General features: G+C 43.8%; 25 protein-coding genes. 9 read left to right on the top strand and 16 right to left on the bottom strand.

Features of this window, described 5'->3' with window-relative positions; genetic code table 11:
- The first annotated feature begins 24 nt into the window (after positions 1-24).
- On the top strand, positions 25-693 hold the full coding sequence (locus BJP37_RS32275; protein WP_075905128.1) for a GDYXXLXY domain-containing protein: 669 nt from the start codon (positions 25-27) through the stop codon (positions 691-693).
- Here the strand turns inward: BJP37_RS32275 and BJP37_RS37950 are convergent.
- The 6 genes from BJP37_RS37950 to BJP37_RS32250 all read right to left on the bottom strand — a co-directional run bounded on the left by BJP37_RS37950 (position 625) and on the right by BJP37_RS32250 (position 6,084).
- Positions 625-843 carry a hypothetical protein gene (locus BJP37_RS37950; protein ID WP_143727906.1) on the bottom strand — a complete coding sequence of 73 codons (219 nt, stop codon included), beginning with the start codon at positions 841-843 and terminating at the stop codon, positions 625-627. The two genes, BJP37_RS32275 and BJP37_RS37950, sit on opposite strands and share 69 nt — an antisense overlap.
- A gap of 126 nt (positions 844-969) precedes the next feature.
- Positions 970-2,787: a signal peptide peptidase SppA gene (gene sppA, locus BJP37_RS32270; protein WP_075905126.1), complete on the bottom strand. Its 1,818-nt coding sequence runs from the start codon at positions 2,785-2,787 to the stop codon at positions 970-972.
- A 137-nt stretch (positions 2,788-2,924) separates the two neighbouring features.
- Positions 2,925-3,056: an AraC family transcriptional regulator gene (locus tag BJP37_RS44135; protein WP_075905124.1), complete on the bottom strand. Its 132-nt coding sequence runs from the start codon at positions 3,054-3,056 to the stop codon at positions 2,925-2,927.
- On the bottom strand, positions 3,053-4,081 hold the full coding sequence (fni, locus tag BJP37_RS32260) for a type 2 isopentenyl-diphosphate Delta-isomerase (protein ID WP_075905122.1): 1,029 nt from the start codon (positions 4,079-4,081) through the stop codon (positions 3,053-3,055). The genes BJP37_RS44135 and fni overlap by 4 nt, the downstream gene beginning before the upstream one ends.
- Before the next feature lie 35 nt (positions 4,082-4,116).
- On the bottom strand, positions 4,117-4,662 hold the full coding sequence (gene pyrR, locus BJP37_RS32255; RefSeq protein ID WP_008184410.1) for a bifunctional pyr operon transcriptional regulator/uracil phosphoribosyltransferase PyrR: 546 nt from the start codon (positions 4,660-4,662) through the stop codon (positions 4,117-4,119).
- A 102-nt stretch (positions 4,663-4,764) separates the two neighbouring features.
- On the bottom strand, positions 4,765-6,084 hold the full coding sequence (locus BJP37_RS32250) for a peptidoglycan-binding domain-containing protein (RefSeq protein ID WP_075905120.1): 1,320 nt from the start codon (positions 6,082-6,084) through the stop codon (positions 4,765-4,767).
- Positions 6,085-6,383: 299 nt separating this feature from the next.
- Between BJP37_RS32250 and BJP37_RS41815 the strand changes: the two genes are divergently transcribed.
- Entirely contained in the window at positions 6,384-6,524 is a 141-nt protein-coding gene (locus BJP37_RS41815) for a hypothetical protein (RefSeq protein ID WP_198954246.1), read from the top strand.
- Between the two features lie 1,340 nt (positions 6,525-7,864).
- Positions 7,865-8,608: a DUF2927 domain-containing protein gene (locus BJP37_RS32240; protein WP_075906679.1), complete on the top strand. Its 744-nt coding sequence runs from the start codon at positions 7,865-7,867 to the stop codon at positions 8,606-8,608.
- 77 nt (positions 8,609-8,685) lie between these two features.
- On the opposite strand, the gene BJP37_RS32235 is transcribed toward BJP37_RS32240, so the two are convergent.
- From BJP37_RS32235 to BJP37_RS32220, 4 genes are all read right to left on the bottom strand, one after another.
- The gene (locus BJP37_RS32235) at positions 8,686-9,531 is read right to left on the bottom strand and encodes a hypothetical protein (RefSeq protein WP_075905116.1); all 846 of its coding nucleotides are present in this window, start codon (positions 9,529-9,531) and stop codon (positions 8,686-8,688) included.
- A gap of 257 nt (positions 9,532-9,788) precedes the next feature.
- A complete protein-coding gene (gene cbiB / locus BJP37_RS32230) occupies positions 9,789-10,826 on the bottom strand; it encodes an adenosylcobinamide-phosphate synthase CbiB (protein WP_075905114.1) in 1,038 nt (345 codons plus the stop codon).
- Entirely contained in the window at positions 10,826-11,284 is a 459-nt protein-coding gene (locus BJP37_RS32225; protein ID WP_075905112.1) for a GFA family protein, read from the bottom strand. The genes cbiB and BJP37_RS32225 overlap by 1 nt, the downstream gene beginning before the upstream one ends.
- Positions 11,232-11,675 (bottom strand): Rrf2 family transcriptional regulator, encoded by a 444-nt coding sequence (locus tag BJP37_RS32220; protein ID WP_070392486.1) that lies wholly within the window; start codon positions 11,673-11,675, stop codon positions 11,232-11,234. Before BJP37_RS32220 ends, BJP37_RS32225 begins: the two co-directional genes overlap by 53 nt.
- Before the next feature lie 647 nt (positions 11,676-12,322).
- Between BJP37_RS32220 and BJP37_RS32215 the strand changes: the two genes are divergently transcribed.
- Positions 12,323-12,736, top strand: coding sequence for an AbrB family transcriptional regulator (locus tag BJP37_RS32215; RefSeq protein ID WP_075905110.1), 414 nt, complete (start codon positions 12,323-12,325; stop codon positions 12,734-12,736).
- 473 nt (positions 12,737-13,209) lie between these two features.
- Here the strand turns inward: BJP37_RS32215 and BJP37_RS32210 are convergent, their stop codons facing one another.
- Positions 13,210-14,553 carry an ArnT family glycosyltransferase gene (locus BJP37_RS32210; RefSeq protein ID WP_075905108.1) on the bottom strand — a complete coding sequence of 448 codons (1,344 nt, stop codon included), beginning with the start codon at positions 14,551-14,553 and terminating at the stop codon, positions 13,210-13,212.
- A 1,046-nt stretch (positions 14,554-15,599) separates the two neighbouring features.
- On the opposite strand from BJP37_RS32210, the gene BJP37_RS32205 reads away from it, so the two are divergent.
- Positions 15,600-17,528, top strand: coding sequence for a cation:proton antiporter (locus tag BJP37_RS32205; RefSeq protein ID WP_075905106.1), 1,929 nt, complete (start codon positions 15,600-15,602; stop codon positions 17,526-17,528).
- Here the strand turns inward: BJP37_RS32205 and BJP37_RS44130 are convergent.
- The gene (locus BJP37_RS44130) at positions 17,525-17,659 is read right to left on the bottom strand and encodes a hypothetical protein (protein ID WP_269087101.1); all 135 of its coding nucleotides are present in this window, start codon (positions 17,657-17,659) and stop codon (positions 17,525-17,527) included. The genes BJP37_RS32205 and BJP37_RS44130 overlap by 4 nt on opposite strands.
- Before the next feature lie 602 nt (positions 17,660-18,261).
- Between BJP37_RS44130 and BJP37_RS42045 the strand changes: the two genes are divergently transcribed.
- The gene (locus BJP37_RS42045) at positions 18,262-18,474 is read left to right on the top strand and encodes a hypothetical protein (protein ID WP_075905104.1); all 213 of its coding nucleotides are present in this window, start codon (positions 18,262-18,264) and stop codon (positions 18,472-18,474) included.
- Between the two features lie 358 nt (positions 18,475-18,832).
- Here the strand turns inward: BJP37_RS42045 and BJP37_RS32195 are convergent, their stop codons facing one another.
- Together BJP37_RS32195 and BJP37_RS40460 are read right to left on the bottom strand one after the other, a co-directional pair.
- Positions 18,833-19,081 (bottom strand): type II toxin-antitoxin system ParD family antitoxin, encoded by a 249-nt coding sequence (locus BJP37_RS32195; protein ID WP_229415518.1) that lies wholly within the window; start codon positions 19,079-19,081, stop codon positions 18,833-18,835.
- 225 nt (positions 19,082-19,306) lie between these two features.
- Positions 19,307-19,471: a hypothetical protein gene (locus BJP37_RS40460; RefSeq protein WP_158069861.1), complete on the bottom strand. Its 165-nt coding sequence runs from the start codon at positions 19,469-19,471 to the stop codon at positions 19,307-19,309.
- Between the two features lie 126 nt (positions 19,472-19,597).
- Between BJP37_RS40460 and BJP37_RS37945 the strand changes: the two genes are divergently transcribed.
- From BJP37_RS37945 to BJP37_RS32180, 3 genes are all read left to right on the top strand, one after another.
- The gene (locus BJP37_RS37945; protein ID WP_143727904.1) at positions 19,598-19,789 is read left to right on the top strand and encodes a hypothetical protein; all 192 of its coding nucleotides are present in this window, start codon (positions 19,598-19,600) and stop codon (positions 19,787-19,789) included.
- A 334-nt stretch (positions 19,790-20,123) separates the two neighbouring features.
- Positions 20,124-21,392, top strand: a complete 1,269-nt coding sequence (locus BJP37_RS32185; RefSeq protein ID WP_075905098.1) for a tetratricopeptide repeat protein — start codon at positions 20,124-20,126, stop codon at positions 21,390-21,392.
- A complete protein-coding gene (locus BJP37_RS32180; RefSeq protein ID WP_075905096.1) occupies positions 21,365-22,450 on the top strand; it encodes a hypothetical protein in 1,086 nt (361 codons plus the stop codon). Before BJP37_RS32185 ends, BJP37_RS32180 begins: the two co-directional genes overlap by 28 nt.
- 62 nt (positions 22,451-22,512) lie before the next feature.
- Here the strand turns inward: BJP37_RS32180 and BJP37_RS32175 are convergent, their stop codons facing one another.
- Both BJP37_RS32175 and BJP37_RS32170 read right to left on the bottom strand, forming a co-directional pair.
- The gene (locus BJP37_RS32175) at positions 22,513-23,298 is read right to left on the bottom strand and encodes a Uma2 family endonuclease (protein WP_075905094.1); all 786 of its coding nucleotides are present in this window, start codon (positions 23,296-23,298) and stop codon (positions 22,513-22,515) included.
- 121 nt (positions 23,299-23,419) lie between these two features.
- The gene (locus BJP37_RS32170) at positions 23,420-24,163 is read right to left on the bottom strand and encodes a Uma2 family endonuclease (protein WP_075905092.1); all 744 of its coding nucleotides are present in this window, start codon (positions 24,161-24,163) and stop codon (positions 23,420-23,422) included.
- Between the last annotated feature and the right edge of the window lie 97 nt (positions 24,164-24,260).

Here is a 24,260-nt window from a genome sequence, read left to right as displayed (position 1 = left end):
TTTATGATTTATGAATTATGAATTATGAGCATTAATTCTGAGTATTCCCGTCCTATACCAAGCTGGCGATTCTGGGTACCTCTTTTATTTCAAACTGCACTAATTATTACTGTTCCCACCCAGGCAATTTACACTACACTGACTGGAAAAACTGTCATCCTTCAGACAGCGCCAGTAGACCCTTACGAACTTTTGCGAGGCTATTCCCAAACTCTAAGATACGATATTTCTAATCAGGACAACTTACGCAATCTTCATGGCTGGCAAAAACTGCCCAAGCAACAACCTAATGGCAACAAGGTAACCTTTATCAAGCCTGGTACCCGTTTTTACGTAATTTTAGAAGCACCAGACTCATCCAACTCAACTCAACTACCAATAGCCTGGAAACCAGTAGGCTTAAGTGCCAAATTCCCTTCCCGACTACCAGCTAATCAGATTCCCCTCAAAGGTGTTGCTAACTATGGCTCGATTGAGTATGGATTGGAAACTTACTATATGCCAGAAGACCAACGGCAACAAATTAATGAAGAATTAAATAGTGCTAGGCAAGAGAACTCTAATCTACCGATATCACCACCACCAATTGTGATGGAAATTAAGGTGGATGCTCAAGGAAATGCTTTACCAATCGGAATCTGGGCACTGGTAAGTAAGGATTCTCAACAGCCGATTCGCAAGTATCGGTTTTAAGAGGGAATCGGGAATCGGGAATCGGGAATCGGGAATCGGGAATCGGGAATCGGGAATCGGGAATCGGGAATCGGGAATCGGGAATCGGGAATCGGGAATCGGGCAAATAGTGTAATTCAGATTTAACCCTACCCTACACCGAATCGCCAAAGGCGAACAACATTTTTGAATTAAGAATGTAGAATGTAGAATTGGGAATTCTACATTCTACATTCTGCATTCTACATTCTGCATTATGACAGACAACCTTGGCCTTTTGGCTGCGCTATGGAACCCTTAATCAACTCGCCAGTTAAACGGCAAAATAGAATAAATCCCCTTCGGGTCATTGAAGGTTGTGAAAATTGCCAAATCCTGTTTTAGCTTCAGCAACTCTGTAGTTAGTGGCTCAGGTAATTGTCGGCTTGTGAGCCTAACATCATTAGTCAGTGTCTCCAGAATCCTTTCCTCGAAACTAGGAATTTTTGGATACTCTTCTACTTTCCAATCATTCTTTAACTTAGCTTGTTGAGCTGCATACTTAATAGCATCATTAATACCCCCAATCTCATCAACTAAACCTATCTCCTTGGCGTCTATACCTGACCAAACCCGTCCCTGAGCAATATCTTTCACCTTGCCCTTAGGCAATTTACGTGACTCTGCTACTTTGTCAATGAACTGGTCATAAATCTGATTAACCATGGTTTGGTAGATTGCCAACTCTTGGTCTGTTTTGGGACGGACAGTACTTTGAATATCCGCTAAAGAAGCTGTTTGTACAATATCCCAGGTCAGACCATTGTTGTTAGCTAATTCTTGGATATTAAAAAGTACACCAAAGACACCAATAGAACCAGTGATAGTATTTGGCTCAGCAAAAATTCGGTCGCTATAGGTAGAAATCCAGTAGCCACCAGAAGCTGCCACATTGCCCATAGACACAATCACTGGCTTTTCTTGACGGATCAGCCGCACTTCCCGTTGAATAATCTCAGAGGCTGTAGCACTGCCACCAGGACTATTAACCCTGAGCACTACTGCTTTAATATCTTTATCCAGCCGTAGCTCGCGCAGCTGTTTAGCAAAGCGTTCACCCCCTACTTGCTCAAGGTTTCCCTGACCGTCAACAATGCTACCCTCGGCATAAACTACGGCAATTTTATGCTTAGACTTGCGATTTTTAGAGTAAGGACTTTTCGCACTAGCGTAAGTAGCCAGCTTAATTTTCCGGAACGATTTATCCTTTTCTTTTTCTCCAGTAAGCTCCTTGAGAGTAGCAATCACCTCATCGAAGTATCCAACTTGATCCACCAAACCTTGACGTTTGGCCTCTGATGCGATCAACATCCCTTTAGTATTAGCGATCGCTTGCAAGGTCTTGGGAGTAATCTCACGACTTTTCCCCACAGTTGTCAAAAATTCATCCCAAATATCATCTAACAATTCTCGAGTCTGTTCCCGACTTTCAGGACTGAGCTGTTTGAGCAAGAACGGTTCAACTGCGGACTTGTACTTGCCAACTCGAACTACCTGAACACCAATACCATACTTCTGGAGAGCTCCGGTCAGAAAAAGTTGGGCAGAGTTCAAGCCATTGATTTCCACAACTCCCATCGGGTTAAGAATTATCGTATCCGCAACTGAGCTAAGATAGTATTCCCGTTCTCCCAAATCTACGTCATAGGCAATAATTTTTTTCCCAGCAGCTCGGAAACGTTCCAGAGCCTCCCTTACCTCCTTGAGATTTGCCAAGCCAGTGTTGCCAACAGTTTTAGATGCAGCTCCATCCAGGTAGAGAGCAACAATGCGCTTATCTTTAGTTGCCTTATCCAGAGTATCGAGCACCTTGCGCAAAGGGATGATATTGGTTTGTTGACCCGATAACACCTCTTCAATCACTTCACTAGTGCTTGAGGTAGGATTGGTATCGCTGATATTGACCGATAAATCAAACACCAGTACTGATTTATCTTGAACCTGTGGCCCTGTATCTTTGGATGCTACTGCAATCAGTAGAAACAGGAATCCACTAGTAGCTAAACTAAAAAATAGAATTAAACCGGCAAGACTTCCTACTAGGCTGGCAAAGGTTTGTTGAAGAAATTGACGCATTTGGTAAAGGATTAAGGATTAAGGATTAAGGATTAAGGATTAAGGATTAAGCATAAAGAATGAATTATTAAGCATAAAGGATTAAGGATTAAGGATTAAGGATTAAGGATTAAGCATCAAGGATTAAGGATTAAGGATTAAGGATTAAGGATTAAGGGCGATTCCCGATTCCCGATTCCCGATTCCCGATTCCCGATTCCCGATTCTCTATTCCCGATTCCCGATTCCCGATTCCCGATTCCCGATTCCCGATTCCCGATTACCACTATCCTAACTTTTTCAAAGTGTTGGATTGCTTGAGATCAGACAACGTAGCATTACCGGTGCAGAATAGAGCAGTAGTGATTTCTGCCATCAACAGTTGCACTAAGGCATCAACGGCATCTACTGACTCAGCTGCTGCTTGCAGGAATGGTAATGCTAGACCAGCAATATCGGCTCCTAATGCGATCGCTTTTGCCACATCCAAACCATTGCGCAATCCCCCAGATGCAATTAAGGGAATGTCGGGGGCAATGGCTCGAATACTGGTAATGCACTCAGCGGTTGGTAAACCCCAGTCACCAAAGGTCTGTCCTAACCGACGCTGATGAGCGGTTAATCCTCGCTCACTTTCTACCTTTGCCCAAGACGTGCCCCCGGCACCAGCAACATCAATAGCGGTAACACCAGCCTCCAGCAACCTCTGGGCCATAGCGGCTGAGATGCCATTACCCACTTCTTTAGCAATCACTGGTACCGTTAACTTACTGCATAAACCATTAATTTTGTCAAGTAACCCCTTGAAATTAGTATCCCCGTTAGCTTGAATGCACTCCTGCAAGGGATTGATGTGCAAAATCAGCGCATCTGCTGTTAACAGGTCAACCACCTTTTGGCATTCTTCTAGTCCATAACTGTAGTTCAGCTGAACCGCACCGATGTTGGCAAATAGGATAATATCTGGAGCTTGGGAGCGCACCGCAAAGGTATGACCAACCTCGGGTTTTTCCACAGCTACTCGCTGAGAACCAACCCCCATGCCTAGTTTGTAATGTTGGGCAACCTCAGCCAGACGAAAATTAATCGTTTTTGCCTGTTCAGTACCACCAGTCATAGAAGAAATCAACAATGGTGCTCCCAAGGATTTCCCCAGAAATGTAGTAGATATGTCAATCTCACTGCGGTTTAGTTCTGGTAAGCAACAGTGAGTGAAGCGGTACCTTTCCAGTCCATTGGTATTGGCACGAAATTGAACATCTTCATCCAGACAAATCCTGATGTGGTCAGCCTTTCGCTGTTGGGTTTGGGTCATAATAATTTGGAAAATAAGAGCAATCTGATCACGATTCAGGCGCTAATTACTTTAATTAATTCCACTCCATCCCGACCATCATTATCGTTTAGATAAACCTTTACCTGTTCTTCGGCGGATGTGGGGAGTAGCTTGCCGGTAAAATCTGGACTAATCGGCAGTTCCCGATGTCCTCGGTCTACTAGCACTAATAATTTAATCGTTTGGGGTCTACCATACTCAAGCACCGCGTTTAGAGCAGCACGAATGGTACGTCCTCTATAAATGACATCATCTACCAACACCACTATCTTACGATCAAGATCGAAGGGAATATCTGTTTTTGCCGGGGTACGGATACCAATTCGATCAAGATCATCCCGATAAAAGGTGATATCCAACGCTCCCACTGGCACACTGACCTGCTCTAGGGTTTCAATCTGACGTCCTAGCAACTGAGCTAAAGGAACACCTCTGGTATATATACCCACCAGTGCTAGTTTGGACAAATCACTCACTTGTTCGATCACTTGAGATGCCAAACGATTGACTGTACGGCGCAGTTCTTCAGCTGATAGGATTTCAATGGTTTGAGTAGGCATCCTGGTTAATTAAAAATTTCAGCAGGATACCCCGCCCACAGTCCTATAGTTAGGCGGGGACAGGGCTGTCAAGGTTTTGAGATTATACCAGACGTTCAGCTATTACCGTGGAGCAAGAGATGAAAAGGTTCTAGCATCAGCAATTCCATTGGGAAATAAGCCTTTGTCCCGTTGATATTGCTTCAGGGCTGCCTCTGTGTCTGGTCCAAATACGCCATCTTTTAATCCTTTATAGTAGCCTAGGGAAATCAAGCGATTCTGAAGGCTATTCACTCTTGTGCCACGACTACCTCGTTTTAATGGAGTAATGATGGTAGCAGCAACAGCAATACCAGAATTGCCCCGTAGTGCTGATAACGTACGAGAGTCAGCAATGCCATTTGCTGGCAGTTCCCGAGAAAGCTGATAATCTTTGACTGCAGTCTCAGTTAATTTACCATAGTATCCCGTTATTGGCCCTTTGTAGAATCCCAAGTCTTTGAGGCGATTTTGAAGTTTTGTAACCGATTCGCCATTGCTGCCTGGTCGCAACTCAGTCACGTTGGTAAGAATATCCTTATCTTTATCCTTATCATTAGGATTTTTGGCTAAGTCTGACAAAGTCCGAGAGTCAGCAATACCAGTCACTGGTAGTCCCCTCAAGCGCTGAAATTTTATGACCCCTGCTTCAGTTAAACGACCGTAGAATCCCGTTACTGGACCGTTGTAGACTTTCAACTCCCTCATGCGCTGTTGCAGTTTGGTCACAGCAGTTCCTCTGTTACCTCGCCGTAACTGAGTGGCGCTGTTGATCGAACCACCATTGATTACGAATAAGGTGTTTTGTCCAGCAACGCCATCCGCCCGTAATCCCTTGGCTCGCTGAAATTTAATTACCGCTGCTTGGGTCATGCGCCCGTAATAGCCAGTGATCGGACCATTAAAAAATCCTAAGGTTGTCAACTTCTTTTGCAGATCGCTGACTACCGTTCCTCTACTACCGCGTTTGAGCTGTGTGTTTGTTGGTAGACGAATATCAGTACCAGCAGTTTTATATAACGCTGCTAGGGTTTTTGGTCCAGCCACACCATCTATTGGTAGTCCCTTCTTTTGCTGAAAGATAGCAACATAAGACTGGGTTAACATGTCATAGTTGCCAGTAATCCGACCTTTATAAAAGCCAGCCGCTGCCAACTCTCTCTGAAGAGAAGTCACCTGTGCTCCACGGCTGCCTTTTTGAAGTACTTTAGCACTGGCATTAGCAGCGGTACTGAGGATGGTTAGGGCAATTGCGATCGCACTAATCTTGATCCAAGCTGAACTAGGAATAGTGGGAGTGTTTAGCCCATCTAACCATCGAATTAAACCATTATCATCTTGCCACGGAAAATTATCCGCGTCTTCATAGGACTCGGCAAGATTAACGCAGACTAAGCTTTCCATCGCTTTCCTACCAAATTTTTTTTTATGATAGCCAGTTCTCTAGCAATATTTGTATTGTGTTCATAACACTACTATCTTAATGGAGATCAGCAAGCCCACGTCATCCCCAGTTACCTTCATCGGTCATAACTGCTGATCCGATCATCCCTTTACCTGATCACCCCTTTAGCTGATCACTCCTTCACCAGTTCCCAGGTAATATCTTTGATCCCAATAATGAGCAATCTTGAAGGAGCAATCTTTTAGCAATCTTTCCGGATGTAGTCCATTTCAGGCTGGATTTAAGAGTTATAACGGATGTGATCAAAGTAAATCTCCTGGATAATTACCCTAAAAAGGTAAATCTCCTGGATATTGCCCCCAGCTTACTGCTGGGGGTTTTTATTGTAATCGCGTCGCACAGTGATGCGATCGCCTCAGAAGTGTTGAACAGGGAATAGGTAATAGGTAATAGGGAATCGGGAATCGGGAATCGGGAATCGGGAATAGGTAAGAAGTAGTTTTCGAGGCTTAAGAGTATCGTTAACTACATTTTTGAGCCTGGTCTTGATGCAGGCGTGAGCGACTGCATCAAGACCGGAAGATAAAATCCAAGTTTTACAAAGCTTTTAGCCATTTATCCCTCACCATTATTTGTAAATACCCGCGCGCTTATTGCTATAGAGCAACCCAACTCTCTAGATTAATTCCAAAGGGGATGACCATGCCTAATTTTTGTTGGCCCATCCTCAATTCATATATTCTCAGTCTCTTGGTTTTTTTGAGCCCAACCATGAAATCTTTCCGGAGCTAGTCAATTTCCTGCTGGATTTAAGAGTTATAACGGATGTGATCAAAGTAAATCTCCTGGATAATTACCCTAAAAAGGTAAATCTCCTGGATATTACCCCCAGCTGACTGCTGGGGGTTTTTATTGTGATCGGCGCTCTACAGTAATGGGATCGCGGATCATAACTGTGCCAAAACCGCCTCTGAGCAACCTGACTCTCTAGATTAATTCCAAAGGGGATGACCTAATTTTTGTTGGCCCATCCTCAAGTCATATCTTCTGAGTCTCTTCAGTTTTTTGAGCCCAACCATCACCAATCTTTCCGGATGTAGTCAATTTCAGCCTGGATTTAAGAGTTATAACGGATTTAGTAAAGATAAATCTCCTGGATATTGCCCCCAGCTGACTGCTGGGGGTTTTTATTGTGCTCGGCGCTCTACATACAGTAATGGGATCGCGGATCATCACTGTACCAAAACCCCCTGTGAACAACCTCACTCTTAGGTGCGCTCTTACCATTAAGAATTTAATTCGTCACGGGTCGCACCTCTAGATTCATCAACTTTCGATACGGATGACCATGGGGAATTTTTGTTTGCCCATCGTCAAGTCATATATTCTGAGTTTCTTCGGTTTAATGAGCCCAACCATGATCAATCTTTCCGGATGTAGTCAATTTCCTGGCGGATTTAAGAGTTATAACGGATGTGATCAAAGTAAATCTCCTGGATAATTTTCCTCAGCTGACTGCTGGGGTTTTTTTTTGTAATCGGCGCTCCACAGTGATGCGATCGCGAATCATCACTGTGCCAAAAGGGTGCATCTCATTTTTGCCGTTTGGGTGGTGCGTTACGGGACGGATTGTCCTAACACTTGCTACCGATAAAATAAGGGCTCGCCCGTCTTATCACGCACCCTACGAACATTTACAAATGTGAGATGCACCCTGCCAAAACCCCCTCGCTTATCAACCTAACTCTATAGATTCATCTACTTTCTTTACGGATGACCATGCGTAATTTTTGTTTGCCAATCGTCAAGTCTGTTATTCTGAGTTTCTTAGGTTTTTTGATTCCATCTACTTATCAAACACCCACTTATGGGAATAATTATGAGCTAAGTAGCACACAACCCACTCTCCAATCAATTGAAAACAAAAACTATACTCAAGCTCAAATTGATTATTTTTTGGAAATTGCCTTAGGCTCGGAATACCGCTCCTCCAATCCTACTATCAAAAAATGGGACAAAAATGTGAGGATTAAGGTAATCGGCTTGCCAACCCCTGAAGATTGGCAGACTTTGTCAACCGTTATTGATGAAATAAATACGATTACTCAAGGTTCAATTCAAATAAACTTTGATGATAATAATCCCAATCTCAAGATTTATTTTGTTCCCGAATACGAGTTTCGTCGCTATGAGCCTAACTATCGACCGGTCAATTTTGGTTTTTTTCGGACTTGGTGGAATAACCAGGTAATTTATAAGTCAAGAATTATGATTTCTACAACTAGCATTACTCAAAAAGCACGGTCTCACCTAATCCGAGAAGAGCTCACCCAATCTATAGGACTGATGAGGGATTCCTATAAATACAGAAATAGTGTATTTTTCCAAGGGTGGACTGATACGACTGAATATGCGGAGATTGATCAAGCTGTCATAGAAATGCTATATAGACCAGAAATTCGTCCCGGAATGACTAAAGCAGAAGTTATCAATGTTCTGAATAGCCTTAGGTTTGCGAGGTAATCATAGCAGTAGGGTGCGTTATTAACGCACCTTACAGATAGAGTTACTGGGTAAGTCCTGTCCTATAAAGATTCAGATTAAAAGAATTTAGAGGTGGTGTAAGGACCATAGACCCAATTGCCACTGTTCAGCTGTAGCCAATTGCCATTTCTAGCAACCACAGGTTTGAGTACAGATCCACTGGGAACACAGGTAACAGCCTGACCAGTACCAGGACCAGGGAGTGCTTTCAAACACCCACCATTGGGAGTCTTGACTTTGATTCCTGATTCCAAAATCGGACTACCTCCACCACCTTCACTACTTTGATCAAATAATTTAGAGGTAGTGTAAGGACCATAAACCCAATTGCCACTGCTCAGCTGCAGCCAATTCCCATTTTTAGCAACCACAGGTTTGAGTGCAGATCCACTGCGGACACAAGCAACAACCTGACCAGTGCCAGGACCAGTCAGTGCTTTCAAACACCCACTATTGGGAGTCTTGACTTTGATTCCTGATTCCAAAATCGGACTACCGCCACCCCCTTGATCACTGCCATTAAAGTATCGAGAGGTAGTGTAAGGACCATAAACCCAATTGCCACTGCTCAGCTGCAGCCAATTCCCATTTTTAGCAACCACAGGTTTGAGTACAGCTCCATTGCTAACACAGACGACAGCTGCGGAAGTATCGCTCGGACCTTTGCGTGCAGTCAAGCAACCACCACTTGTCTTGACTTTGATCCCTGTTTCTAAAGCCGCAAACACTGGAGCCGTTACACTCAGACTCGCTAACCAGACCGCACATCCTAGTAAACCGAGCCAAGCAGTGTTAGGAATTTTAAACCAGTTGAGGTTGAGTTCTCTTAGATCTAGATCACAATCAATACCTACTGCTTCTTCATAGGATTCATAGGAATGAGTGTAAGCAAGTACTTCCACGTTTATCTCCTTTTTTAAGTTTTATTAAGTTTTGAGGCAATTATGATCAGAATTTGCCCTAAAGTTGAGTAAAAATAGATGGCTTTGCTGTCAGCTGGAAGACCCAAGGGTAATCGGTAATCGGTAATCGGTAAGTGACCCAACTATACTTGATGTCATTCTTTTGTTCAGCAATGCCAAATAAATTGCTGGAAAAAGGTTATAAGACAATTTACTCCCATAGAGGAAAATTTAAGCAAAAAAAAATAATTGCCTGATTAAACGATAACGTTGTGTAAAGCGTTCGCAAAGCGTGGCCAAAGGCCAATCGCATATTGCACTAGACAAAAAACCAACCCTATACCCAGCCAAATTAAAAAGCAATATCGTGTCAGCTCTAAGGCTTGGTCAATTTTGCCTGGTGTGATCTCGTAGGTAGGTTTCCCTAATAAGGGTTTTTGCTTGACAACACCACTGTAAACATTAGTACCTCCCAGCTGAACCTCCAAAATCGCAGCAAAAGCCGATTCACTCCAGCCAGAGTTAGGACTCGGATCAGCAATAGCATCACGGCGACACAGACGCCAGATCTGCTGGGGTTTTCCAGACATCAAGGCTAGGGTCAATACGGTTAATCGACAGGGGATCCAGGTTAGTAAATCTTCAAATTTAGCACTAAACCAACCTAAATTCGTGTAAGGTTCTCGGCGGTAACCGACCATCGAATCTAAAGTACTGGCAGCTTTATAAGCTAAGGCCAGAGGAACACTACCAACCCCAGGAATTAACGCTCCAACAATGGCATAGAACAGAGGGGCTGTGACCCCATCGGTAGTGTTTTCCGCCACCGTTTCTAGGACAGCTCGTAGGATTTCTGACTCACAAAGATTTTCTGTATCACGACCAACATATTGACTTAATCGAGAACGGGCTAGTTTTAATTCTCCGGCAGTTAAAGGCTGTAATACATCCATTGCTGCTGCTCGAAGAGAGCGACCAGCAAAACAACTGGCTAGCAATATCGTTCCTATGCCTATACCCAAAAATGGATTGAGCCAGATTCCTAGGAAGACAATAAACCATCCAGCTACTCCACTCCCAATAATTAGTCCAATACCCAACCCAATTCCTGCTAGGCGTCGTTGCCAAGGCTGCTGCCAGAAGTGAATTGCTAGCTGAGTGAACTGAGAGATTACCCAGCCCATAACCTGCACTGGATGGACCCAACCCCAAGGATCACCGATCAGATAATCCAGACTAGCCGCCAGCAGCAAAATGAGACCATTAGTATGGTTATTACCCAGGATTTGAACCACTACTTTCTAATTTTATCGACATTCTCTTCCCAGTTAGCCCCATCGAAAGGGACAATGGTAAATCGAGATAGAACATCACCGTCAAGACAACGTAGGTTGACAGAAATCCCATTGGGATGAGAGCGGGGTCGATAGAAAGGATGAATGCCACAGATTTGGCAGAATGTGTGCTTGGCCGTGTGAGTGTTGAAGGTATAACTAGTCAACACTTGATCTCCCTTAAGTAAGCTAAATTGCTCAGGGGAGACAATCAGGTGTAAGATGCCCTTTTTTTTACACATCGAACAATTGCAATCAATTGCCTGATGCTTGTTTACAATTACCTGGAAGCGGACAGCGCCACAATGACAGCCTCCCTCATAAGTAATCGGTTCGTTACTCTTTTTCATGAAAAGAAAAATTGATTCAAACAACGAAACTGGTTTCTTCTCCCATAGCCGCTTGCCAACTACGGGCATCATAATAAAGATCGGCAAGAGTTATAGTGTACAATGCTTCTTTAAGCTTTTGATGCAAACGATGCCAAAGTGTAAATGTAACCCAGTCTTCGGCTTGACCAGCGTCTGGGGTATGGTGGGGTAGTGGTTCGATGGTTTCACCCACTGCTTCTAGGATTTTGCCGAGGGAAATTTCTGTGGGTTCATGGGCTAATTGATAGCCTCCTTGAGCTCCACGAACTGACTTGACTAAGCCAGCACGACGCATCTCAATCAGTAGTTTTTCTAGATATGGAGCTGGTAGACCTTGCCGTTTAGCGATCGCTCTAACCGATGTCGGTCCATACCCTGGTCTTAGGCTCAGATCTAGTAGTGCCTTAACACTGTAGTGTCCACGAGTGGTGAGCTTCATAATAAAATAGCAATCCAATCGGAAAGTGGACGTGGGAGTTAACGGGACAATTTCTTTGAAAGACGCTTAGTCGGAAACGATTTTATGACCTGTTTAAAGATCACGCTCGTTTAATGCACTCAGCTATCAGCATCAAGAGCAGGGGGAACCAAGGAACCCTCTCATCCTGAAGACTATACTTTGAGCGGTATGCTTTTAGCTATCGGCTTCAAGGCAGAAGCTTATATCTTAGACTATCAATGGCTGATAGCTGATAGCCCGCCCTTCTGAATGCAACAGCTCAAAGAAACTATAAAATAGTGTCACCCAATGGAGATAGCCATTGACTTGTGACAGGGATGGAAAGTACAAGTTGCTGGTGGGGAAATTGCCTACAAGAGTAGCCCATACTCTTTTAGGCAATTTTCCCGTGACCCTAGGCAATTTTCCTGTGACCCAGATGATCGGAGTTGTTCACGACCTATTCACAACCTATTGCTGTAGTTGAACGGTAGTTAAAAACTGACTATTAACGAACACAGTTGACACTATCGGTGTAAGATAGTCTCATATACTGATATTAAACTAAGATTTTGTTATCTTAGTTGACAGTCAGTCCAGTAGAAAGGCTGGATACCACTTAAGTCCTTAGTATTAGATTCAAGTTGATGGCTAAAAAGAAAAACATGGCTGCTCCGATCGTTCCTCTGCAGGGCCAAGCATTGGTGGAGAAAGTCAAAAACCTAGGTGGCCTGAGCAAAGAAGAAAAAGCTAGAGCCTGTGGCTACTACACCGTGACAAAAAACGGAGTAGAGCGAGTCAATATGATGAAGTTCCTCAATGCCCTTATTGATGCGGAGGGGATTGAATTAGACAGCAAAGTCAATGGCAATGGTCGTGGCGGACGCAGTGCCAGCTATCGGATTAGTGTGCAGTCTAACGGCAATCTTCTGATTGGCTCGGCTTACACGAAACAAATGGGTTTAGAACCAGGGGACCAGTTTGAAATCACCCTGGGACGCAAGCACATTCACCTTAAACAACTTGATGAAACAGAAGAAGAAGCACTTGAGGCATCCTGAGCCGAATAGACAAGGCTTAGAACGCCTTAACCGGTAAATGTGCTTTCGCTCAAAATGTCAGCATTCCGCCGTCAGTTATCAGCATTAGCGCTACTTGAAACGCTCTGCAAGTAGCCATTGATGATGCCCTCAAGAGAACCAATCCACGAGGCTTTAAACAGTAAGCGTGGTTTGAAAAGGAGCCCATAAGCTTACTCTCTTGATAAACCCAGGCTCCCAAAACATTAGCTGTTTGCAAAGCCGGAAAGTAGCGCGTCAGCTGACTGCTGATAGCTCCATGCCAACTTGATCACTGTCTGTTAAGAAAGCGGTGTATCAATTTCCATCCCCATTTATGGAAACTTCCCAATCTAGCTTTTAATCACTCAATTGGGATATTGTATAAATAACATCCAGTCAGGGGCATCATCAATTCTTCTGGCTGGCTTCAATTTCCATTACTCAAGCAGACCAGTATTAAGCAATAAGTTGAACTAGATCAGCAATTGCCAAATCTCAGGGTCAGAAGACATCAAAATCAGTAGTGAAATATAGGTTCCCCAGAATAAAATTACCATAAATTGTCTATCCTGTCGGGCAACCAGCATCCCTGCTATAACCATGGTTAAAGGGACACAAGCGAAGAACAGCCAGGAGCTGAGGTCAAAAGCTTTCCTAATCCCGAAGTGAAGCATCACAGTAATGGTAGCGACACCTAGCAGACTTAAACCAATACTCCAAAAACGGGGATAAGATTTGCCAGAAGGCCAATGCCAAATGTCTGTGAGTTGGGCTCCACCAGCAAGGGCTAATGCTGGGTAAACTGGTAACACATACCCAGGCAATTTAGTGGCAAGAAGGGAAATGGCGATCAAGTAACCGCCAGCCCATACCAGTACCAATTTAGCCCAGCCCCAATGGCGATTCTTCCAAGCCTGCTGTAACCAGTAGGAAAAGAACAGTAACCAAGGTGCGGAAAATTTTAACATTTCCCCCAGGTAATACCAAGGCAGGCGATTTTGCCCATCCACTGCTGTCCAGATCGGGCGTAGGGACTCGTAGAGAATGGCTTTAGTTGTAGTAACAGCTCTTTGATCCTGTACCAGCAATGGCACAGTGTACCAAGCAAGAGCAGGACTATAGCCTAAGAGCAATCCTAACCACCAATAAGTAGACGTGAGGAGTCTGGGCGTATCCCATGCTAGAAACAACAGAGCGATCGCTGTGATCAACAATGCCACCAGGATCCCCTTAGTGAGGAAAATCAAGCCTAATCCGATCCCCGCTGGCAGTGACCAGCGTGAGTCCCGACGCGATCGCAACACACACCACATCATCAACACCACAAAGCACAGATTAGCTCCATCCAGGATTGCCATACGCCCATAATGGGCTATTGGTAAGAACGTTAGGTAAATCAAGCTAGAGAAAATAGCCTTCTGACGGCAGGGGAAGATTTCTGTAGCAAGACCATAGACTAGCAGTACCGACAGAACACTGAGGATGGCACTAGGTAAGCGCGTAGTCCACTCGTTGACACCACCAAACTGATAAGCCACCGCAATCAGCCAGGCTAGTAGGGGGGGGTGTTCAATTAGGGTTTCACCTTCGAGAGTTGGGTAAAGCCACTGCCCAAATTCCCCCTTTGCTGAAAGTAGTTGAGTAGCAAGATGACTTATGCTTTGCTCTACCTCTTCCAACGAGCCACTGCCCAAATTAATGCTAAACAACAATAGTGCTGCTAGGAGTAACCCTAACAGCGACAATCTCTCAATCCAGCGTTGAGTTCTACGTATGCGGTTTCCCGAGCCACCCCAAGTAAACGTTTTATGATCCATAAATTTACCTTTACCTTTACCTTTACCAATAATTCATAATTAAAGCTAGAAGTTTAACAAAAAACCATTAAGCAAGCTAATTTTACTGTTCCCCACCAGACCACGAGCCATCATCGAATTTTTCGGTTCTACTTGGGGGATTATCCCAATCCTGCTAGCCATCCTATCTAATCTACTAACCCCGTTGTCTGGTGTTCTTCACCACAGCAGTACACTTTTTACCTTTAACCTTTCAATTATGTCCGAAAACTAATCGTCTCTAACTAATCGTCTCTAACTAATCGTCTCGCGCGAGGGTGAAAAGGCAATTCTGTTGAAGCTGTTTACCGTCAGTGATGGAATGTCCGTTGTGGAACTGACGGTGCTAAACTATCCAGCATGAATTAAAACTTAATTTTTTTTTAAATTACCAATCAACGTAGAAAAACCTTTGACCTATGAGTAGTGTGAGCTATGGCTGGAATTAATGATTAGATTGCTGACTAATGGCAAAGTCTGACAATTATACACAAGATAAACACAATATAAACAAAACTAATTAGACAAAGAGGAGGATGAGCTGGTAACAGACACTCTCAAACCTCCCCATGACTATTTACACTCGCTCAATGTTATCTCCGGGAGGAAGTGTTGGTCAGCAATCGTTTAAGTAAGGCACAACAGCAAACAGCTTTGCTTACACTCTTGAGTAATTCAAACTTGAGTTTTTTTCAAGACCTGTTGCCAAAGTTAAAAAATCTTCTCCAGAATCCTTACCTGTTCACTGTTCCGAAGTTCCAAAGTTGCCTACTTCTGTAATAAGTCCTATGAAAGTGATACACTACCAGGACACAAAGGGCATGCTTAAGATAGGCTATAGACGGTTTTATTACTGTGACCTATAGCTGAGTCATTGACCATCGACTGCTACGAGCAATGTTCTAGAACTTACCTCAAGTTCAGATTCACTGCTAACCGATCACTTGTTGACCAAGCCAGGCCATGGAGTTGAACACAGAATAATGAGGAATTTCTACCTAAGTTGATCACTTGCGACACTTACGCATATGGAAAGCTCATTTGAACTAACCCTACAGATGGTTATCGCCATCTTCGCTGGGATCAGTGCCCAGGTAATGGGTGAGTATTTAAAAATTCCCAGCATTGTCTTTTTGCTGATGTTTGGCACTCTACTCGGACCAGATGGCTTCGGTCTTTTGCACCCACAGAAGCTAGGGGTTGGTCTAGAGGTAATTGTTGCCCTCTCAGTGGCAGTTATTCTGTTTGAAGGAGGGCTTAACCTAGATCTGCGGGATCTGGGCAAAGTGTCTGGTAGTCTGAGAAATCTAGTTACCATAGGAACACTGATTACCCTGTTAGGAGGTGGTATGGCGGCTCACTGGCTAGGGGAGTTTCCTTGGCCGATTGCTTTTCTCTATGCCTCTCTAGTGGTGGTCACCGGACCAACGGTGATTAGCCCTCTGCTAAAACAGGTGAAAGTGGATCGACGTGTAGAAACCCTCCTAGAAGGGGAAGGGGTTCTCATTGATCCAGTCGGGGCAATTCTGGCAGTGGTTGTCCTGGACACAATTTTAAATAGTGATGGTGGTGCAAATGCAGCATTTGTGGGTCTAGGTCTTCGTTTGAGCACCGGTGCTGTTATTGGGGGCTTAGGGGGCTGGTTAATGGGGTTTCTTCTCAAGCAAGCACGCTTCATCTCAGAAGAACTCAAAAACTTGGTGGTACTGGCTGGCATGTGGGGTTTGTTTGGCTTGGCTCAGATGGTTCGCTCTGAATCCGGTTTGATGGCAACGGTAGTGGCTGGAGTAGTGATGGGAGCCTCTGACCTGCCTGAAGAGCGCTTGTTGCGACGCTTCAAGGGACAATTAACTGTCCTTGGGGTTTCCATGTTATTCGTACTCCTCTCCGCTGACCTATCCATCGCCAGTGTGTTTGCCCTAGGCTGGGGCAGTATCTTTACCGTCTTGGTGTTGATGTTGGTGGTGCGCCCCATCAGTGTGGTGGTTTGTACTTGGAATAGTGATCTCAATTGGCGGCAAAAATTATTTGTGTCCTGGATTGGTCCTAAGGGAATTGTCAGTGCTTCTGTGGCTTCCTTGTTTGCCATTCTCCTGACGGAACGGGGGTTTAATGGTGGTGACTCGATTAAAGCCTTGGTATTCCTCACCATTATGTTGACGGTAGTTTTACAAGGTTTGACCGCTCGTTGGGTCGCCAAATGGCTAAAACTTAACCCAGAGGAGGAGGCAACTGGTGCTGTAATTATCGGTTGTAATCCGATGAGCCGTCTGATTGCTCGTTTGTTTCAAGAACGAGGAGAGTCTGTTGTGCTGATTGATACAGACCCAGAAGCATGCCAAAAAGCAAGGGACGAAAATCTGCGGGTTTTCCAAAGCAGTGGTTTGGATGTGGATGTTCTAGAAGAAGCTGGCATCGAATCGGTGGGAACGTTCCTAGCAATGACCAAGAATGGCGAAATTAACTTGGTATTGGCTCAACGAGCAGCAGAGGAGTTTAATCCACCGCGAGTCTTAGCAGTGTTTCCTCGTGACCCCCAAGTCAATAGCAACAACAATAAAACCAAGGTTAATCAGGCCTTCATGGCACAACTACCGATCAAAACTTGGATCCAGTACATTAATGATGGGCAAATCAAGTTGGGCAAAACCACTCTCAAGGAAGCTGGATTTGGTTTTCAGCGAGCTCATCTAAATGCCTTAATTCGCTCTGGAGAACTGGTACCTTTGCTAGTGGAAAGGGAAAAGAGTTTTCAAGTGGCGAGTGGGAATGAAGATTGGCAACCGGGGGATAATATTATTTACTTGCTCCATGACCCTAGACCAAAACTTCTCAAGCGTTTATCCGGTGGGACGTCTTCGTCTCGTCTGGCCCTCGAAAAGCTACCCAAAGTCGAGGAATTGCCAATTGCTACAGGGGCATCGAATTCAACAGTAGATGAAAGTAGTGTGAACTAGCTGTATAGCAAAGGGAACAACGGATCATAGGAACAGGGAGTAGGCAATATGGCATCAAAAATTATCACAATTCCTACACGGATACCTGTTGCACCTAGAAGCCAAATAATGCTATTAGATGATAATGGCATTATTTGGTTGATAATCCAATAAAATTCACAAAATCTATCGGGTTAAATCTTTTGCAAGTTAATTTATAACTTGCTTTTTTTTTTGCCATCAAAGAGATTAATTTTACTAGAAATGGGGACGGGTTTAGTCCTAATATAGCGCTACGCGCAAGTCCGCAAGTAAGAAGTAAGAAGTCAGAAGTAAGCTAGACTCACGTTTCGGAGTTTAGGAGCGATGCAGAGGTGCCTCCCCATGACCGCGCTGCATCAAGACAATGTCAAACATCTGAATGCGTAGTGCTATAGAACCTAGTTGAGATCTTTTTAAGCAGTAGCTAGTCTTTTCAACATCAGTCGAACAAAACACAAACCTTACTTGGTATTAGCATGCTCAATAGTAGATGTAGGGTGGGCAGTGCTTAGCAAAACAATGGTCAGCGTTTGAATTGGTATTAGGCACTGCCCACCTGACCAGTAATCTTCTTAAAAATCTATACAAGTAAAAACTTTTGCCGATTCCCAATTCCCGATTTCTTAATAAAAAAAAATTTTCTAAACCCCTTGACAATATATTTATTTGTTGATAAATTAATAGTGTCCACAAAATCAATCCATAATTTCAGATGAGTAACAATTTTCCTCCTTCCGACAACCAAGGTTCTAAACCCAAGAAAGCCAAGCTCCTTTTGATCGGTTCTCCTGAAAAGGTTCGCAAAACAATTAATGCCATTTATTCCCTTAAGTATGCGGATCCGGACGAGTGGAGCACTCCGGAGCCGACGGGAAATCCTGGTGAGGTTATGACCTTTTTGATTCGATACTTTTACGTAGATTAAGATAGGATATTGCCAGGGTTGCCCCCTGGCAAATCAGGACTTGTTAAGGATGTTTTGTGGAGGAGGATGAAGCAGCATGAAGCAAAATGAGTTGGGATGTTATTGCTTTTCAGCAGTTGCTGACTAACTCGGTAATCATGGCATAATTGAGATCTGAAATTATCGATTTTAAGCTGTACTTGTGGAACGTTAAAGTACAGAATTCGGTCAAGGATTGGGGTTAACCCAAACTTGACCGATTTTTTTTTAGGGAGTCGGGAGTCGGGAGTCGGGAGTCGGGAATCGGGAGTCGGGAGTCGGGAAAAAATCCTTTGTACCTAATTAATATGAGAAACGCTGTAATTATCCGATGTATCAGTTATTTCCCGGATTGGTCAAACCGCTGTCTGATATTGGCCCGAATATCTTCCCAATCGTCAGCTGTCATTGGTGTTGGCTCTGGGCTACTTAGTCCTTTGAGAATTTCCATTTCTAGGGCGTATCTAGTTTTCTGCTTTTGGTCAGCTCGAATTAGCTCTCGAATGTACTCGCTAGTGCTGCTATAACCCCCTAAGGCTACCTGAGCTTGAATAAACTCTTTCATCTGAGAGGGCAGGGCAATGTTCATTGTCTCCATTGGGATACTTAGTTGCTTACTACTTGTTTATAGCTATATTGTCAATAATTGCCAATTGCTTGTCAATGTAGAGACTGGCCCCGCACTCAACCCAATTGCAAGGCTGATGTTAACGGTTGTTACTACTTAGCCTGCGCCCTACAATAAAAAGCGGGAACAAAAAAATGTGAGCCAGCTGCAATTACCCCTAGATCAGCTATCAGCTAATGCGCTACGTCACAGCGTCGTTCGCACAGCGTGGCCATTCGCGTAGCGTGGCCTAAAGGCCAAGGCCAAAGCCTGTGCCACGTTACTTGAGGTGCTATCAGCTGATGCCCTTGGCTGACGGCTGACCGCTGACGGCTGACCGCTGACGGCTGACCGCTGAATGCTTACAGTCAAGCTTTTCGAGCTTAGTAGTACAAATCTATAAAATAAAATATATAAGTTGGAAGAACAATTAAGTTTAATTGTAAGAATTCAGGTGAGGGGGGTTGACAAAACTGAAAAAATCGGTAACCTAACAGCATGAGCAGAAAACTCGCACTGAACAAGCTAGAGCCAAAAGCCCTCAAACAACTGGCAAGGGAGCAGTTGGTATGGCTGATATTGGAGCAGCAAAAGTACATCAAGCAACAGACGACACTTCAAAAAAGTCATTCCCTAGTTCCCTATTCCCTATTTCCATTAATCCACAACTTGTGTACCTCACCTATTTAAGAAATGCTATATACCGATTTCAGCTTTTGACTTATAAGGAGAAACGGGATGTTAAGGGTCTTGGTGGGTAAGTCCTGTGGGAGATCAACCTGGTATTGAAAGTTTCCTGCATAACTTTTGGTGGTTAGCCGGATAAGTCTATAGATACTGAAAAATCAGCGATCAGCTATCAGCTATCAGCTATCAGCTGATGCCCTTGGCTGACGGCTGACGGCTGACCGCTGAATGCTTACAGTCAAGCTTTTCGAGCTTAGTAGTACAAATCTATAAAATAAAATATATAAGTTGGAAGAACAATTAAGTTTAATTTTTACATCTTTGACCCACAAAGTAAATGAATACTCCTCCCTTAGATGAGGCTCTCAAGACTTACGAAATAGCCCTTGATAACCTGGAAGATTCAGCATCACCGATGTCTGAAGAGCAAATTATTGCAGTTTTAAATGCTAGGGATTTTGTTCACGCTACTGTTCAGGCAAAAGTTTACCATTATTATCACGAACAAAAAACCCTTGTTGCCTTGGATGTGCGCCTCAAACAAAATGCTTGGCAGATCAGCAAAGTTATTGATTTTTCCAGCTGGCGAACTAGTTTGGAACCCCCAGACACAGCTTGGTGGTGGCATTTAGAAACAGAAGCGGAGCTTGCCCGCTGGCAATGGTGGGATTGGTTATGGCGAGGATTGAGCATTGCTGGCTGGACGGCGAATCTTGGCTTGTTAATCGACCTTCTGCCTCGTTTTCTGATAGCAGGCACTGGATTTGCGGGAGCAGTAGCAATTGCTTTTCCCAGTCTTTTGACCTTATTACAAGCGATAAGCGAACTAACGGAAACCGGACAAGAAGGATTTGATAAATTATTAATCCGACTGGGTATTCCCAAGCATTTTCATGGGGAAGCCCAGCTCGGGGCGACGGAGTTATTACTGCTAATCTTACTAGGTTTTAACTTTTATCTGCCCAATTTTTCTAATTTTTCTAATAGAAGAGGTTTTGAAAACTATAACAAGGGTCAACTCGCCAGTGCTGAAGCCCACTATCAGCAAGCCTTAGCCCTTAATCCTGATAATGTCAAAGCTCACTACAACTTAGCTGTAGTATACGAAGATTTACAACAGTTTGACAAAGCCAGAACTCAATACCAATTCGCCGTAAAAGGCGGTTTTGTTAAAGCTTATAACAACTTAGGTCGCTTGCATATTCTTAACAACAAACCCTCCTTAGCTATCCCCTTACTCTTCAAAGGTTTAGCCGGGGCTGGGCAAGCAAGCATCAAAGTTCGATACGACCTGATGAAAAACTTGGGTTGGGCTTTACTCAAGCAAGGGCGAGAGGAGCAAGCAGAACCAATTCTCCGGAGCGCGGTCTCTTTAGGCAGTAGTCCAGAAGGTATTGAAAAAATCAGCAATCGCGGTTCAGCCCACTGCTTATTAGCTCAGGTTTATCAAGGACAAAACCAGAAAACCAAAGCCCTTACCCAGTGGCAAAAATGTTGTCAATTGGGGTCAAGTGCTAATCCTGATGAGGATCTGTGGCTGGGCTTAGCTCATCAAAAATTAAAGGAGGAAAATCAATCATGTGGTCAAAACAATGGAAAACCTTAATTGCCTTTGCATTGGGGCTAGGTGTGGCAGTCCCTTTCGTCAAACCTGCCCTGCCTCAAATACGAAGCTTTAATCTAATTATCGCCTTGGCTCCTCCAGGTCAAGTCAAATTCCAGAAGCCCAATTGGTCAAATTTTCAACCAGCTTCTATTGGTAATGTACTCAGGGGGGAAGATAGGCTGTTGGTAGACTCAAATGCTACGGTTGAAGTGCTGTGTTCCAACTGGACAACCTGGAAACCTGAACCGGGAAAAACATCCATCGTTAATGAAGGCTGTCCTACCGCCGGAGATAGTAGAATAATTCACTCAGAGGATTATACCGCTCCTACTAGGGCAGCAAATAATCAAAAAATTCCTTACCTATTAAGTCCGAGGAACACATCCTTACTCGACAACCGACCCACCCTACGCTGGCATCAGGTTGAAGGTGCAGAACGTTACTCTGTTAGGATTCGTGGAGAAGGATTAGATCTAGACTGGAAAACCTACACTAGGGAGACAGAAATTCTTTATTCAGGGGAACAACCTCTAGCACCTGGTTATTATTCGTTAATTGTTGAAACTGACAAAGGTAAACGTTCTATAGAGGAAGGGGTATTGGGTTTTCGGGTACTTGATGAAAAGAAAGCCAACACCCTATTAAAAGAAGTAGAGGAACTCCAGCAAAAACAGTTAAGTGAAAAAGCAAATACCTTAGCCCTAGCCCATTTTTACCTCAGCAAAGACTTGAAATATGATGCCATTGATATACTTGAACAAAGCATCAAAGATGGTAATACTTTGGTAGCCACCTATCAACTGCTAGGGGATACCTACACAGAAGTGGGATTAAATCGACTGGCAAAGGAGCGTTACCTCAAAGGTTTAGAACTGGCTCAAGCAACATCAGATTTAAACAGTCAAGCGGAAATACAAAAGCGCTTAGTAATTATTAGCATAATTCTTGACAGTAAAGAGGAAGCTTTACAGTGGTTGGAAAAAGCCCAAGTTAGTTATCGGGCTTTAGGGGATGAATCAAAGGTGCGTCAACTAGAAGAGAATAAAAGTAAAATTTGACAGGCGGCTCTGGATTGAAGGTATGGGGTATCGGTATGGTTTAAACTTATCAATCAAATAGCTTACAGGTCAAAATCCTCGGGATTTATCCCTTTTGCTTTTAATTGCGACCGCAAGGCTTTCATACGACTTCGTTCTTGCTCTAAAGCTTGCTGTGCTTGCTCTGCCCGTTGTGATGCCTGTTGTTTTTCGAGTCTTTCAAGCTCTAAAGCTTCCTGTGTTTGTTCTAAAGCTTCTTCTGCCTGTTCTGCTCGTTGACGTTGTTGTTCTTTCTGCTCACTAATTTCTAAATAGCTAGCAAAAGGCTCACCATTGGGATAATACAGCACCAATTGAGATGCTACTAACTCAAAGGTAATTCCTAAACGGGGACTCACCCAACCCAGCATCTGGGGGATGGGTTCTAGTTTTTTTCCTGAACGCAACCAGCCTTTTAGTTTGGCTCTGTTTGGATCATACAGATAGTACTCTTCTACTCCATGGGTCCGGTAAAACTTGAGTTTATCCTCTTCTAATTCCTTGATGGTGTTGGTTTCTGATGCTATTTCAAAGGTGACTTGGGGATTAAGGTTATCTTCAACCCAGGTCTTGTAAGAACGCCGATGCCCTTTGGGTCTACCGATAACTACCATCACATCGGGGGCTTGGTTGATTTTGGGTTCTCCTTGTTCTGGATACCACAACAAATCCCCAGCGATGAATACATTAGGGTCATCTTTGAAGTGGACTTCCAGGCCATACTTAATGGTGGTAATTAGTTCAAATTGAAGGGTATTGTCGGCCATTGGTTTCCCGTCACTTTCGGGATATAAGATGTCATCGGTGGTGGGAGTAATTTGCTGAACCATAGGAAAAATTGTTTGGGTTAATGGGAGTCGGGATCCCCCCTAGCCCCCCTTATTAAGGGGGGAATGGAGTAGGGAACAGGAAAAATCCTGTCTACCTGATTACTAGGAGAATTGCTAGAGATTATAGGTTAAAATCCTCGGGATTTATCCCTTTGGCTTTTAATTGCTCTAGCAATGCTTTCATACGAATTCGTTCAAGCTCTAAAGCTTGCTCCGCTTGTTCTGCCCGTTGGCGTTCTTGTTCTTTTTCGAGCCTTTCGAGCTCTGCCTGTTGTTGAGCCATATCTCTTTGCTCACTAATTTCTAAATAGCTAGCAAAAGGCTCACCATTGGGATAATAGAGCACCAATTGAGATGCTACTAACTCAAAGGTAATTCCTAAACGGGGACTTACCCAACCCAGCATCTGGGGGATTGGTTCTAGTTTTTCTGATGAACGCAACCAGCCTTTCAGTTTTGTCCGATCTGGGTCAAAAAGATAGTACTCTTCTACCCCATGGGTCTGGTAAAACTTGAGTTTCTTTTCTTCTAATTCTTTGATGGTGTTGGTTTCTGATGCAATTTCAAAGGTGACTTGGGGATTAAGGTTATCTTCAACCCAGGTCTTGTAAGAACGCCGATGCCCTTTGGGTCTACCGATAACTACCATCACATCGGGGGCTTGGTTGATTTTGGGTTCTCCTTGTTCTGGATACCACAACAAATCCCCAGCGATGAATACATTAGGGTCATCTTTGAAGTGGACTTCCAGGCCATACTTAATGGTGGTAATTAGTTCAAATTGAAGGGTATTGTCGGCCATTGGTTTCCCGTCACTTTCGGGATATAAGATGTCATCGGTGGTGGGAGTAAGCTGCTGAATCATAGTAAAACTGGTTACCAAACATGGGAAGCCTATTCTATCTTATCACACCCAATAAAAAACTACCATTTAAACAGCTTTTTTTAAGCAAACGTGTTAT

The organism is Moorena bouillonii PNG (genome assembly GCF_001942495.1).
GTDB lineage: Bacteria > Cyanobacteriota > Cyanobacteriia > Cyanobacteriales > Coleofasciculaceae > Moorena > Moorena bouillonii.
This window is presented reverse-complemented; position numbering and strand designations above follow the sequence as displayed.